We start from the raw sequence: 12,966 nt of genomic DNA, 5'->3' as shown, positions 1-12,966 counted from the left end.
AAAACTGCACATAGGGGGACAGGCGTGCAAAGATATCCACGCGATATGGTTGGCTATGGCGCCCATCCACCAGACGCCGCCTGGCCCGGCGGCGCCCGTATCGCCGTTCAGATCGTTCTGAATTACGAAGAAGGCGGCGAGAATAACACCCTGCATGGCGACCCTGCATCTGAGGCGTTTCTGTCGGAGATCGTCGGCGCCGCTGCCTGGCCCGACCAACGCCATTGGAACATGGAAAGCATCTATGAATACGGCGCCCGTGCCGGGTTCTGGCGTCTGCATCGTTTGATGGGTGATCTTCCCGTCACCGTTTATGGCGTGGCCACCGCATTGGCCCGCGCGCCTGAACAGGTGGCCGCGATGCGGGATGCCGGCTGGGAAATCGCAAGTCACGGGTTGAAATGGATCGATTACAAGGACGCCCCCGAAGATGTCGAGCGCGCAGATATGGCAGCCGCGATCCGTTTGCATACAGAAGTAACCGGTGCCCCCCCGCGCGGTTGGTATACCGGACGCTGCTCAATGAACACGGTGCGTCTGGCTGCTGAAACGGGGCAATTTGCATATGTCGCTGACAGCTATGCCGATGATGTCCCTTACTGGATGCAGGTCGGTCGTCGTGACCAGCTGATTGTGCCCTATACGCTGGATGCCAATGACATGCGCTTTGCGACCCCTCAGGGTTTCAACGCGGGCGCGCAATTTCTCGACTACCTCAAGGCCAGCTTTGATGCGCTTTACCGCGAAGGTGGACGCATGATGTCAGTCGGGCTGCATTGCCGCCTGATTGGCCGCCCCGGACGAAGCGAGGCCCTGCGGGCGTTCATCGCCTACGTCAAGGCGCATGATGATGTCTGGTTTGCCACCCGTGAGCAGATCGCTGATCACTGGACGCAGATGCATCCGCCCCGCCGCGTCAACCGGCCGTCGCAAATGTCGTCTGACGCATTTGTTGCGGCCTTTGGTGGCGTCTTTGAGCATTCCGCATGGGTGGCGGAACGGGCCCATGCGCTGGAGCTTGGTCCAGCCCATGACCGCCCCGACGGATTGCACAACGCGCTGACCCGCGTCTTCCGCCGTGCCTCGGAAGAGGAACGTCTGGCTGTGCTGACTGCCCATCCTGATCTGGCCGGCAAACTGGCCGCAGCCCGACGACTGACAGCCGAGAGTACCGCAGAGCAGGCCAGCGCGGGCCTTGACGCCCTGACCGATCATGAACGGGCCGAATTTGCGACGCAGAATGCGGCATATACCGCGAAATTCGGCTTTCCTTTCATCATTGCGGTCCGCGACCACGACAAGGCGTCGATCAGGGCTTCCTTTGAGACCCGGCTGGGCAATGATCGTGCAAACGAATTCGCCGAGGCCTGTCATCAGGTTGAACGCATTGCCCTGCACAGATTGAGGGATCTATTGCCCCTTTGACCCAGGATATCGTCATAGAACCGTTGACTGCTGCGGCCTTTGCCCCTTTCGGCGATGTGCTGAATTGTGACGGCGCACCCGATCAGCTGATCAATGCAGGTCTTTGTGGCCGGTTTCATGACAGGGCGCAGATTGATTGTCAGGAGGGCCGCCCCGGCATCAGCCTGTTTCAGGCGACATTGCGCAGCCTGCCCCACCTGCTGGATATGGTGGAGCGGCACCCGCGTGGCTCGCAGGCGTTTATCCCGATGAGCATGGATCCGTTTCTGGTTGTCGCGGCCGATGACGCCCTGATCCCGCGCGCCTTTGTCACCAAACCGGGTGAGGCGATCAATTTTCACCGCGGGACATGGCATGGCGTGCTGACCCCGCTTTCCGGCCCCGGTCTTTTTGCGGTCATTGACCGCATCGGCGACGGGCCCAACCTGGAGGAACATATCTACCCGACGCCCTACCGCGTCATTTCCAACCACTGACGGCACCATCAAAGACCGGGCAAAGATCTGGCGGGTGCTGCAAGACACAGGGACAAATTCATGAGTGATCAATCCATCGGGACGCCGGAACAACTGCGCGATCCCAACTATTTTCCGGGGCTGGCCCGGGGCATACCGCTGGGCATTCAGCACGTGCTGGCCATGTTCGTGTCAAATGTCACGCCGGCGATCATCATCGCAGGGGCGGCAGGCTTTGGCTTTGGGTCTGATGCGGGGGCGCAGGGGTTCCCGGACATGACCTATCTGATCCAGATGTCGATGCTGTTTGCAGGCATTGCCACATTGCTGCAGACGATCAGCTTTGGGCCGGTCGGCGCCAAGCTGCCAATCGTGCAAGGCACATCTTTTGCGTTCATCCCGATCATGATCCCGCTGGTGGCGGGCAAAGGGGTCGAGGCCTTGCCAGCCCTGTTTGGTGGCGTGCTGGTCGGGGGGCTGTTTCATACCATCATCGGGCTGTCCATCGGACGGATCCGGTTTGCCTTGCCCCCGTTGGTCACCGGCCTTGTGGTTGTCATGATCGGGCTGGCGCTGGTCAAGGTCGGTATCCAATACGCGGCGGGCGGCGTCCCGGCGATTGACAGCCCCGAATATGGCAGCCTGCTGAACTGGTCGGCTGCGGGTGTTGTCATCATCGTCACCCTGGCGCTGAAATTCTTTGCGCGTGGCATGCTGTCGGTTTCGGCTGTCGTGATCGGTTTGATCTTTGGCTACGTGTTTGCACTGATCTTCGGCATGGTCACATTGGATGCAATCGGCACAAGCTGGGATCGCGCGGCCATCTTTGCCGCCCCCGAGCCGTTCAAATACGGGTTCGAGTTCAGCCTGGCCGCTGTCATCGGCTTTTGCCTGATGGCCATCGTGTCGGCGATTGAAACGGTTGGCGATGTTTCGGGGATCACCAAAGGTGGTGCAGGTCGCGAAGCAACCGAGGCCGAGATACAAGGTGCCACCTATGCGGATGGTCTGGGCACCGCGATTGCCGGGATATTCGGTGGCTTTCCCAATACCTCGTTCAGTCAGAATGTCGGTTTGATCGCGATGACCCGCCTGATGAGCCGTCATGTGGTCACAATCGGTGCGATCTTTCTGATCATTTGCGGCTTGGTTCCCAAGGTCGGGGCCGTCATCCGGACCATCCCGATCGAGGTGTTGGGCGGCGGCGTGATCGTGATGTTCGGAATGGTCGTGGCCGCCGGTGTGTCGATGCTGTCAGAGGTGGACTGGAACCGTCGCAACATGGTGATTTTTGCGATTGCCCTGTCCATCGGCTTTGGTCTGCAATTAGAGCCCAAGGCCGTGCAATACCTGCCGGATACGTTGCGGATTCTGATGACATCCGGGCTGCTGCCTGCGGCCTTTATCGCGATCATCCTGAACCTCGCCCTGCCAGAGGATATCGACGGCAAACCTGATATATCCGGTGGTCTCGCCGGCGACGAATGACGCAATGCAGACCGCCCGATTTTGATGTCGGGCGGTTCTGCCCCTAGCCCAGGATATCCGGGGCGGTGCTGCTGTTCAGCTTTATTTTTTCCAAGGCGATTGCGCGGTCAGCCTGCAATGTCAGCGCGCTTGCAGCGGGTAGTGTCACGCTTACATCCGTTGTGTTGTCTGGAATGATGATGGTTGCGGTCGTGCTGCCTGATGTTGCCGTCAGGGTCCCCGGCTGACCGGGCGTGTCATCGCCCAATTCCCACATCAGGGCTTTGGCGCTATTGGCAAAATTGCGCACGCTCCAACGATCAGACCGCGCGAAATTTCGCGACAAGGCAGGTTTGAGGTTTGGGCGCGTGACAGCCGTTTCGATCAGCGGGATTGGCCCGCTCGCCTCGGCCAGCAGCAGCGCGAATTGACCCGTCAGATCAGGGATATCAATCTCGAGCGGGCTGTCAAAGGCGGCCCAATGTGCAAAAATACCATTCCCCAGATCAGCCAGATCAATCTGCCGATCCGAGATATCGGTGGTGACAGTTGCCAGTGGGTCGCCTGCCGTCATTGTTTCGGGATCATATGTTGTGATTGAGGCTTTCAACGTCTCGGGCGCGGCGGGGGCGCCGGTCAGGCACAGCCAGATGCCGGGGAACCGATACGCTGCGCCACTGCTGTCAGGCAGGGTAAATGGCTGCAAAAGTGCAGCACGTGATCCAAGCCGCACACCCTGGCAAAGATCAGGCGTCACCGGTTCGCGCAGACCCACCAGCGCGGGTCCGGAGGCCCGGGCGCTGGCGGTCAATATGACCTCTACACCGGTTCCTGTCGGAATGTTCGGGGTCAGGATCGTTGGCTGCCATGGTGACAGTGTCAGGTCATCCGTGTCCGGCCCTTCATCCACCCGGCGCCGGATCGCCCGCATCTTGATATGCAGCACGCAATCGGTCCGGCTGCTGATCCGGAAAGTCGCGTCCTGGGTGCCTGCCGCAACCTGATCATTCAGATAGCCGGATAGATCGGTGCTGCTGGCCACATCACCGGGCAGAACGGTGCGCGGCACCTGATGCAGCACACGGTCGTCAGCGCTGGCAATTGATAGCCCGTCGCCCTTATTGGGAATAATTGCGGTGAGCAGCAGATCAGCCGGATACTGTATTGCCTCGCTGACGGTGATCTTGTTCACGACGGCGCCGACAAAACCCTGCTGCGTGTCTTGGCTGTTATCCGGTTGGGCCGCACTGACAAAGTACCGTAACGGATCGCCCCCATGCGCAAGTTCAATCAGGTTCAGCGGCGAATGGGTGATCAATGGTCCCAGCACTGGCGGGCGCAGCCCGTAGCGGTAGACGATTTGATTGATAAAGAGCGGCTGGCTGGGCGCATAGCTGAAACCAGAGGTATAAGCGGGCGGGCCGGGCTGCCTTTCCCCAAGGTCGATGGGCAACCCCATATTCCGACCCAGCGGATCAAGGTCGAGTGCCGCCGCATCAAAATGCCAATCTGCCAGACCTTCAATCGTCAGGCTGGCGCTGCCCCCTGCGGGAACCCGCACTATCGCGCCGGTTGATGTCAGCGCATCAATCGACGTGTTGATTTCGGTCACGGCGCCATAGGTATCGGGGTGCGTGTTGGCGATGACGGTGCTGGCGTAATCCGCCAACCCCTGCAGGCCCTGATCCAACACGGCGGTGAACGTACCTGCCTGCACGACAGTGCCGACAACGGTCACTTCCTGCTGTAATTCTCGGATTTCGCGTGTTGCCATTACCGGGCCTCTGTATCCAGTGTCGTCAGCTGTCCCAGCGTGACACGCGCCCGGTCTTCTGGCCGGACCAGTCGCATCAGTTGTGCGGCCATAACCTGAAATCGCAGTTGCTGATCGGTGCGCATGTCATCCGGTAGTGTCAGGGTCTGCCCATCCCATACGGTATCAAGCGTCAGGGCCGCATGCCGCTCGAACAAAAACGCCGCGTTGACCCCCGCCAAAACCGCATCCAGCCGCAGCATCAACACCGCGTGCAGGACGGTCAGTGCATCGCGTAGATCATCGTCGTCGCGGGCGATTTCCGCGGCCAGTCCGGCAATCTCCAGCCGTGGCACGCGCATCAGATCACCAAGACGGGCCAGCCCGAAACTAGCCAGCCGTTCCGCATTTTCCGGGCCGATTTCAACAAATAGCGCCAAAGGCAGTTGGTTAGAGGACCCCTGGATCGTAGCGGCAAAGGCGTTGTCACCCAATTGTCCGGCAATCTCGGCCCGCGCAATGTGGCCACCCTCGGCGGGCAGTGGGCTGAGGGTCTGGACGCCCTCGAACTGTGTCTTCAGCCGCCAGACCACGCGATCAGCGACCAGATCAGGCGTGATCGACACGATCTGGCCAAACCGCCATTCAGCAGCCAGTTTGCGCCCTTCGGCCCGGGTTTCCGCGCGTGACAAGGGCGCATTGCGCCCCGCATCCCGGGCGGTGTTCAAATGACCTGTGACAACCGACAACATCAGATCAGCGCCAGCCACGGGGGTGTCCGCCGGATCGCGGTCCGCGCCATCAACAACCGTCGTTTCGGGGCCTGCAAGGGCCAGATCAACCTCGGCGGTGAAGGGCAACCGGATCTCTTCGCCATCTGCGCGCGCCCCAATCCCCGCATCCTGATCCAGCGCACCAAGCTGCACAAAAACCGCAGCCTCGTCCGCATCTGCCGCAAAGGTCACATCACCAACCGCACCGCGACAGGGATCGGTAAACAGGCCTGTCGGCAGGGCGACCCCGGTCACCTCGGCGGCCAGATGATCGGCCAGCAACAGAGGCAATGCAGAAATCATCGGGTCGGCGCGCCCAACTCGCCAAAGACGGCCAGATCAAAGCTAAGCTTGCTGGTCTGTTCGAACTGAAGGCCCGCAGTCGGTGTCTGGCGCAACCCGGTAAAGCTGATATCGACATAGGCCGTGGCCTTTGCGCGGATATTGGCGGTGATCATCTCGTACCGGCTGTTGACGCGGGGCGTGACCGTCACGGCATAGGCCGAGTTGCGATAGGGGGTCACAAACCGGACCCGGACCCATGTTTCAAAAACCTCGCCGGTTTGAAATTCGCGCGTGACAGACAGGACGTTGCGCCCGCCTGACAGCGAATAGCCCGTCCCCAACAATTCCGGCAGATTGAAGATATCAGGCAGGATACTGACCCCGCCCCAAAGCGGCTGATCATCATCAAAGAACCGTCTGTCACCGGCCAGTGCCAGATCAACCTGCGCCTGTACATTGTCCGTCCCGTCAATCCCGCCGAGATATTCATTGTCGATCCCCAGATTGAAAAGGGTTTTCCCGGCCGAGCGTGCCGCGGCGTCCAGGGCCGCACCGCTTGATCCGTCAAGCGCGCGAAAATCGGCAACGCCATTGTCGCCTGCAAATGTCTCTTTGCCCGCGAAACCGGAACTGACAACAATGGCATTGTCATCATCGGCTTCGACCGGCCGGCCTTCTGCGTCGACGGTTGCAATCGCCAGCATGCGCTTTGCTGCGGTCTGCCCCGCCTCATTGATCGCAAAGCCACCGCCGGTGGCCATGCCGGGCCCCTCCTGACCGCCGAAAAAGACCCCTTCGGTGCCGATGCTGCGGCCTTCTGTGCGCGCGATCCCCTCGCGGAAGAGCGCACCAGCGCCGGGGCCACCTGCAAAAGCCCCGCCAGCCGGACCCGCTGCGCCCAGATTGCCTGCCGCGGGGGTGCCAGCGCCGACATTCCCGGCCGCAAACGTGCCCGCACCGACATTACCGGCCAAGGCACCACGGTTTCCGCCGCCGAAGACGACATTGTGACCGCTGACGCCACCGCCGATAAATCCGCCAGTGCCAATGGTTCCAGTGCCAAACGTACCTGTTGGTTGCCCTGCAATGCCGCCGCGCGCGCCGCCCCCGGTGTTGATCACGCCTGCTGGCAGCCCGGCGGCACCGACACCGATGACGCTGATGGCCGTATCGGTCACGGCGTCGTTGAGGAAAACCTCTAACTCTGCCCGTCCGGGGCGCTGATCGTCAAAATCGACAGGTATCGTCGTCAGGTCGGGGTCCCGGTTGGGGTTGAATTTGATCGGGATGTTATTTTCATCAAGGCTGACAACCGGCGGGAACCATGTCCAGACCGTGGGATCAATGATACCATCGACGATCGAAATACCGGTATCTATCGGATAGACAAAAATGGGATCACGCCAGATTACCTGCGACGCGGACGAGGCACCATTTCCGGTCCGCCCCAGCAATGCGCGCACGGCCGGGGATAGTTTGTCTTCGGTCACTGCGCCGTCAACGATGTTATCACGGCCCACTGCATCAGCCGCGATCTTGCCCAGAATGACAGCCCCATCCGCCAGACCGTCAGCCGTGATAGCGCCCGGTGCAACGGTACGGGCCGAAATTGCACCATCGGCCAGTTTCGGCTCTGTGACCGACAGATCGGTATATCCGTCCGTTCCCAGCGGCTCAGCCAGGTCGCCACCGGTATGATCGTGATCGGCGAGCCGTTGCAGGATCAGCTCCTGCAGTCGGTTCAGCGCGGCGCTTGACAGCAACTCGCCGATTTCAAACCGTTCTGGGATATCTTCGGGCATCTGAACGCTCCTTCAGGGTCGGGATCGTGGCGGTTTATTCCATCGTCAGGCGGAAATTGACGGAGACGGATTGATTGGCCTCCATCTCGATACCGCGTGGGGTCGGGGCAAAGTTGTAAAGCGAAACGGTTTCAGTTGACCCGGCCGTCGATGTCACCGTCATGCCGCCGCCGATAATCACGCCTTCACGTTCGATATTGCCGTTGAACGACACGGACAAAACGCCATTGGCCAGCCGAAGTGTCGGGCGCCGCGGTGTTGTGACCGGAATTGCGGTATCCTGCGTCAGCGGGCGGTCCGCCTCGGGCTCAAACCCTTCAGCGCCCAGGATCAGCCCATAGCTTGTGGCAGCACTGTTCCCGCGCAGCATGTTCAGCAGCAATGTGCGCCCGCCATCAAGAACACGGTTCGGATGCTTGATGGTTTCAATCACCTTGCCCGCATCATTGCGCAGGATCAGGGTCATATGTCCGCGTGGGTGAATGTTTTCGTTGGTCATGATAATCTCCTTTGGTGGTAATGGTTATGTGCGGTTGCGCCGGCGGCGAACCCGGATTTGATCGTCTGGCGTGACGCCGGATTGCAGCCGTAAACGGATGGGTTGTTGTGGGGTCTCGTTCCCGCCGCCGCGCAGGATCCCGCCGCGTCCGGGCCGGACATCAACGACCGGCCTGACCGGGTCGAAAATGGGGCCGGGACCCGGAATGGGAATGCGCGGATCAATCGGCGTCGGGCGGCGGCCCGGATCAATTGAGACCTCATCGCCCGTGCGCAGGTTGGACCGAAAGGCGAACCTGACCGGCTGTGCGGGCTGGGGCCGCGCGCCGGGATCGACCCCGACAGTATCGGTGGGGACAACGGCTGATCCAAAACGAAAGACGACCGGTTCCCGCTGCGGGACCGCACCGGGATCAACGACGATGCTGTCTGTCGGCACAACAGCTGACGTTAGTGCGGGCGGCAATCCGGCACGCAGCTCAATGGCGTCGCTCGGGGCGGTGCCGCTTGTCAGATCATCGGGCCGCAGGGTTGTATCGACGATATCCACACCGTCCTGCGGACCGGCATTGGATGTCGCCTCAAATTCCAGCCGGGGCAGAATGCTGACGCTGTCGGTCGGCGTCACCCCAGAGCTGAGGATCGGGGGCAGACCAACCGTCACCGTGACAATATCCGTTGGTTGAACCGTGCTTATCAGGGCATCCGGGGCGACGGTCGTGGGGTCCAGATCGACCTCATCAGCGGGTATCGCGGCGGAGGTGCCGTCAAATTCCAGCCGGGGCAGGATACTGACACTATCGGTTGGCACCACGTTTGAACGGAATGCAGGCGGCAGCCCCTCTGTCAGCGTCATCGCGTCGCCGGGCCGCCCGATACTGACCAGCACATCGGTATTGATCTGCGCGTCGATCACCTCGATCTCGTCAGTAGGGACAAGGGCCGATATGCCATCAAAACTGATCGTCGGCAGGATGCTGACGCTATCGCGCGGGGCCAGCGTGTCTTCAAAGACGAGGGCGTTATCCAGTTCAAAGATGTCTGCAGGTGTTGTGCCGCTGGCCAGATCAAGCTCAAGCGCGCCGACGAAATCGGCCATGGGTGAAAACAGTTGATCGCGGGCGATGCGGACAGTGCCACCCAGTTTGAACCGCTCAATCATGGCATCCAGCCAAATCTCGCGGTGGGTCAGCGGCCCGTCGCTGTTCGGTGCCAGCGCGTTTGGCGGCAGATCGACGGCGAATTCGCCAGGGCGGCGCCCGAACCAGCGCGCAGACAGGGTGATATCGGCATCACTTGGCACTGCAGCAAATTGGGCATTGTGAATTTCGACGTCAGAGGGGGCGTTTGGCGCAATGGAGAGAAGACGCCACTGCGTGCGGCCTTCGCCTAGGAATGATGGCAGGGCCAGCGGGCTTGCTTCGGCAAAATCACCCATATCGGGGGCCTCATCTGCCTCTGCCCCGGTAAAGGTCAGGTTCTCGGCCCGGCGTACGGACATGAGCGGGCCGATGGCCGCCTCCGGTCCGCCTGATGGGATGATGTGGTCATTGGCTGACAAGGCAAAGCCCGCATAAAGCGCCTCTTTCGTGCCAAAACAGGTGAAATCATCAATTGTGGTGCTGCCTGCCTCGGCATGTGACCAGGCCATGTCCCGGATGCTGACCTCTAGCGTGGCGCCGGGGGCAAGGCGCCGATTGACGATGACCACCTGGGCCTGATGGATATTCACAAAAGCAAATGGGCCAAAGGGCTGTGCGCCCGCAGTGATCGTAAAGATCGGATCAGGCCAGCGGATCGGATCGGTGCCGTCCAGCCCACCGAGATTTTCGCTGGCCGGATTGTCGATCACAAATTGATATTCGGGGCCGGGCAATGGCGTGATGTCCTGCTGGTGCAGGCGCATCGGGGCATCATAGACATCAATCGGGAATACACGCCCGCTTGCCGCCTTTTCAAAATAGCGGCGGGTCTGGGCCTCGCCGGTGGTGCCCATGAAACTGGTTGTTTCGGTTGTATTGTCGGGTCCCTGCCGGGTGATGACAAAGCTGAAATCTGTTTCCGGCAGGATCAGGTTGGCGCCCGATGTGCGTGTCAGGGGGGCGGCGCCGCAGGCGATGGCCGCCAGATTAAGCAGCCTGTCGGATGTCGCCGCACCGCGCATGGCAAGCCCGGCAACCCGGGTCAGCCGATCACGGAATGTGGGCACGTCGTCTTCGGGCCAGGGGGCCTGATCGTGCAATGCGCCAAGCAGGCGGCCATCGGTCAGGTCATTGAAAAAAGCCAACGCGCGCGAACGCTGGACAGCCTCGATTTCCGCACCCGCCCGGCGAAGGGTCCCGCGCATGGTGCGTGTCAGGCTGGCCAATGCATCGCCGTCATTGTTCAGCGCACGCCGATAGGGATCGGGCAGGTATCTGTCGATCAGGCCAAACTGGCCTGCAGGCGCCAGATCAATGACGGTTTCCGCATCCAGCGCCATCAGCTTGGCTCCTGCCATGTGACGGTGGCGGCAGGGTCGTCAGAGCGCAGGATCCCGTTCTGCGGCAAATCCAGAAGGATGGTGCCAGTGGATGTGAGGGTTTTCAGTGATCCCTCATCCGTTTCCAGAACAGATATTGTCAGATTGGCCGCCGTGACCTCGCCTTTCAGCACGGTGACACCGTCCGGACCGGTCAACAGATCGACAAGTGCGACATGCGATAGCTGTACGCCCGGTTTGCTAGTATCCAATGTCTCGAGATAATTGATCAAACCTTGGGTCAATTCAGCGGTCAGCTGATCGACAAGCGGGCCGGTTGGTTCCACGATCTGAGCATCCAACTGGACCGAAACGACCAGACCGGGCCGATCCTCAAGCACGACAACAAGCGCCTCGCCGTCAGTGCCGGGGATCAGGCGTTCGGTTTCCTTGATGGTGATATCGGCAAGGGGCTGCGCTTGCGGGGTGCCGAGGCTGGTCAGCACAAATTCAGACTGGTTGACCAGCACGTCGCCCAGATTTTCGACCCCCATCAGGTTGGCCAGTAACCGATTCCATTGCAGGCCCGCACCGATTTCAAGCGCGCTGACGGTTTCGGTCAGCAAATCCTCGACATCGCGCACAAGGGTCAGTGCCTGTTCGCCGGACAGCACCGGACTGGCCGGTTTGATCACGACACGTCCGCCAAGGGCCACGCTTTGCGTGCTGCCCAGGCGGGCCACGATGCCCGGCCCCTTGGCGCGGGCAATCGCCTGCTTGATCGCGTCGCGGTTCTGTTCGAGGATTTGCGGCTTGCCATCGAGGATGACCTCAATCTCGCCCGGCTTCAGCGGGACACCTTCAATCGGATCGCCCGCGTCGCGCAGGCGCACGCCCTCGACCCCTTCGACTTCCAGCAGGGCCTGTTCCAAAGCCTTTTCCGTGCCACCACCGGCCGAGGCGATGGCCATCCGCGCCCGTTCGCGCAGCTGTTCATCCGTCTCGTTTGTGCCCAGCCGGACCGAGGGTTGTTCCAGCGCAAGGCTGGCAATGCCTGCAATCGGGGCCACGAAAGTGGCCGCATTCAGGGTCACATCATCTGCGTTGATGTCAAGTTCTGCATCCGGCGCGTCCGGGGCCGGAAGAGCGCGCAGGGTGATGACGATACTGTCCTCGCCCGCACGCAATTCGTCACCGTCCAGCACCACATAGGTCACCCGGTCACGCCCTTGTCTTTCGACCACGATCTGGGCGCCAGCGGGGATGATCACACGGGCCGAGACGCGGTTGTCGCGTTGCAGGCGGATTTCAACAATATCGGTTTCGCCCGCCAGTCGGGTCAGGCCGATCAATGCAACGATCTGGTCCAGCGAACTGCCTGTGGCGGTATCCAGAAAACCGGCCTCGTAAACCGCATTCATGCGGGCATAAAGTTCTGCGAACTCGCGCGAAGTTGCCTCGACCAATGTGCGGGTCACTGATCCGGGGGCGGTGTCTGTCAGGATACCCTGCGCCGTCAGATTGCCGAGGATATGCTCGACGACTTCCTGATAACTGCGGCGGGCGAAATCGGGGGTCATGATGCAATCGCTCCTGCGGCATCGGTCTCGCCTGCGATCAGGGCGGCCAGCGGAAAGGTCAGCGCGCCGCCCGGGTCAATCACGATCTGCGCGTCAAGCGCGCCGGGATCTGCGGGGTTTCGCAGGATATCGACATCAATCAGGCGAAACCGGGTATCATTGCGCAGTGCTTCGCGGATATAGGCCCGGGCCCGGGCAATCGTCTGTTCATTCAGGTTTTCCCCGATCAGCAAATGCAGCCGCGAGCCGAACCGCGGATGGCCCAATTGGCTGAGCGTTCCGCGCGGGATCGCAAGCGCCAGCCAGGCTGCCTGCCCCACCGCATCCAGATCCTTTTCGGTATCAAGGTCCCAACCGGTTTCAGTTGCACGGCGGTCAACAACCAGCACGCTGTCGGCCCTGCGGGCGGGGACAAGCCGGATATCGGAAAGCTCTTGATGGGCCAGATCGGCACGAAGCATGGTCTT

10 protein-coding genes are annotated in these 12,966 nt (G+C 61.0%); 3 read left to right on the top strand and 7 right to left on the bottom strand.

Going from position 1 to position 12,966, the window contains the following annotated elements:
• Positions 1-24: 24 nt before the first annotated feature.
• From puuE to AABB31_RS10715, 3 genes are read left to right on the top strand one after another with little or no spacing between them, the layout of a single operon-like run.
• A complete protein-coding gene (gene puuE, locus AABB31_RS10725; protein ID WP_373635736.1) occupies positions 25-1,425 on the top strand; it encodes an allantoinase PuuE in 1,401 nt (466 codons plus the stop codon).
• Positions 1,422-1,901 carry an ureidoglycolate lyase gene (locus AABB31_RS10720; protein ID WP_342078145.1) on the top strand — a complete coding sequence of 160 codons (480 nt, stop codon included), beginning with the start codon at positions 1,422-1,424 and terminating at the stop codon, positions 1,899-1,901. The genes puuE and AABB31_RS10720 overlap by 4 nt, the downstream gene beginning before the upstream one ends.
• 60 nt (positions 1,902-1,961) lie before the next feature.
• Entirely contained in the window at positions 1,962-3,368 is a 1,407-nt protein-coding gene (locus AABB31_RS10715) for a nucleobase:cation symporter-2 family protein (protein ID WP_342078146.1), read from the top strand.
• Positions 3,369-3,411: 43 nt separating this feature from the next.
• On the opposite strand, the gene AABB31_RS10710 is transcribed toward AABB31_RS10715, so the two are convergent.
• The 7 genes from AABB31_RS10710 to AABB31_RS10680 are packed head-to-tail and all read right to left on the bottom strand — an operon-like array spanning position 3,412 to position 12,960.
• Complete coding sequence (locus tag AABB31_RS10710) at positions 3,412-5,121, bottom strand: hypothetical protein (protein WP_342078147.1); 1,710 nt, start codon at positions 5,119-5,121, stop codon at positions 3,412-3,414.
• Positions 5,121-6,176, bottom strand: a complete 1,056-nt coding sequence (locus tag AABB31_RS10705; protein WP_342078148.1) for a hypothetical protein — start codon at positions 6,174-6,176, stop codon at positions 5,121-5,123. The genes AABB31_RS10710 and AABB31_RS10705 overlap by 1 nt, the downstream gene beginning before the upstream one ends.
• A complete protein-coding gene (locus AABB31_RS10700) occupies positions 6,173-7,960 on the bottom strand; it encodes a hypothetical protein (RefSeq protein WP_342078149.1) in 1,788 nt (595 codons plus the stop codon). Before AABB31_RS10700 ends, AABB31_RS10705 begins: the two co-directional genes overlap by 4 nt.
• A 34-nt stretch (positions 7,961-7,994) precedes the next feature.
• Positions 7,995-8,459 carry a hypothetical protein gene (locus AABB31_RS10695; RefSeq protein ID WP_342078150.1) on the bottom strand — a complete coding sequence of 155 codons (465 nt, stop codon included), beginning with the start codon at positions 8,457-8,459 and terminating at the stop codon, positions 7,995-7,997.
• Positions 8,460-8,483: 24 nt separating this feature from the next.
• Positions 8,484-10,958 carry a hypothetical protein gene (locus AABB31_RS10690; RefSeq protein WP_373635734.1) on the bottom strand — a complete coding sequence of 825 codons (2,475 nt, stop codon included), beginning with the start codon at positions 10,956-10,958 and terminating at the stop codon, positions 8,484-8,486.
• Positions 10,940-12,499 (bottom strand): baseplate J/gp47 family protein, encoded by a 1,560-nt coding sequence (locus tag AABB31_RS10685; protein ID WP_342078153.1) that lies wholly within the window; start codon positions 12,497-12,499, stop codon positions 10,940-10,942. The genes AABB31_RS10690 and AABB31_RS10685 overlap by 19 nt, the downstream gene beginning before the upstream one ends.
• A complete protein-coding gene (locus AABB31_RS10680) occupies positions 12,496-12,960 on the bottom strand; it encodes a hypothetical protein (RefSeq protein WP_342078154.1) in 465 nt (154 codons plus the stop codon). Before AABB31_RS10680 ends, AABB31_RS10685 begins: the two co-directional genes overlap by 4 nt.
• Positions 12,961-12,966 lie beyond the last annotated feature (6 nt).

Source organism: Yoonia sp. SS1-5 (assembly GCF_038443705.2).
Classification (GTDB): domain Bacteria; phylum Pseudomonadota; class Alphaproteobacteria; order Rhodobacterales; family Rhodobacteraceae; genus Yoonia; species Yoonia rhodophyticola.
The sequence above is the reverse complement of the archived record's forward strand: the minus strand, read 5'-3'. Positions and strand labels throughout refer to the sequence as shown.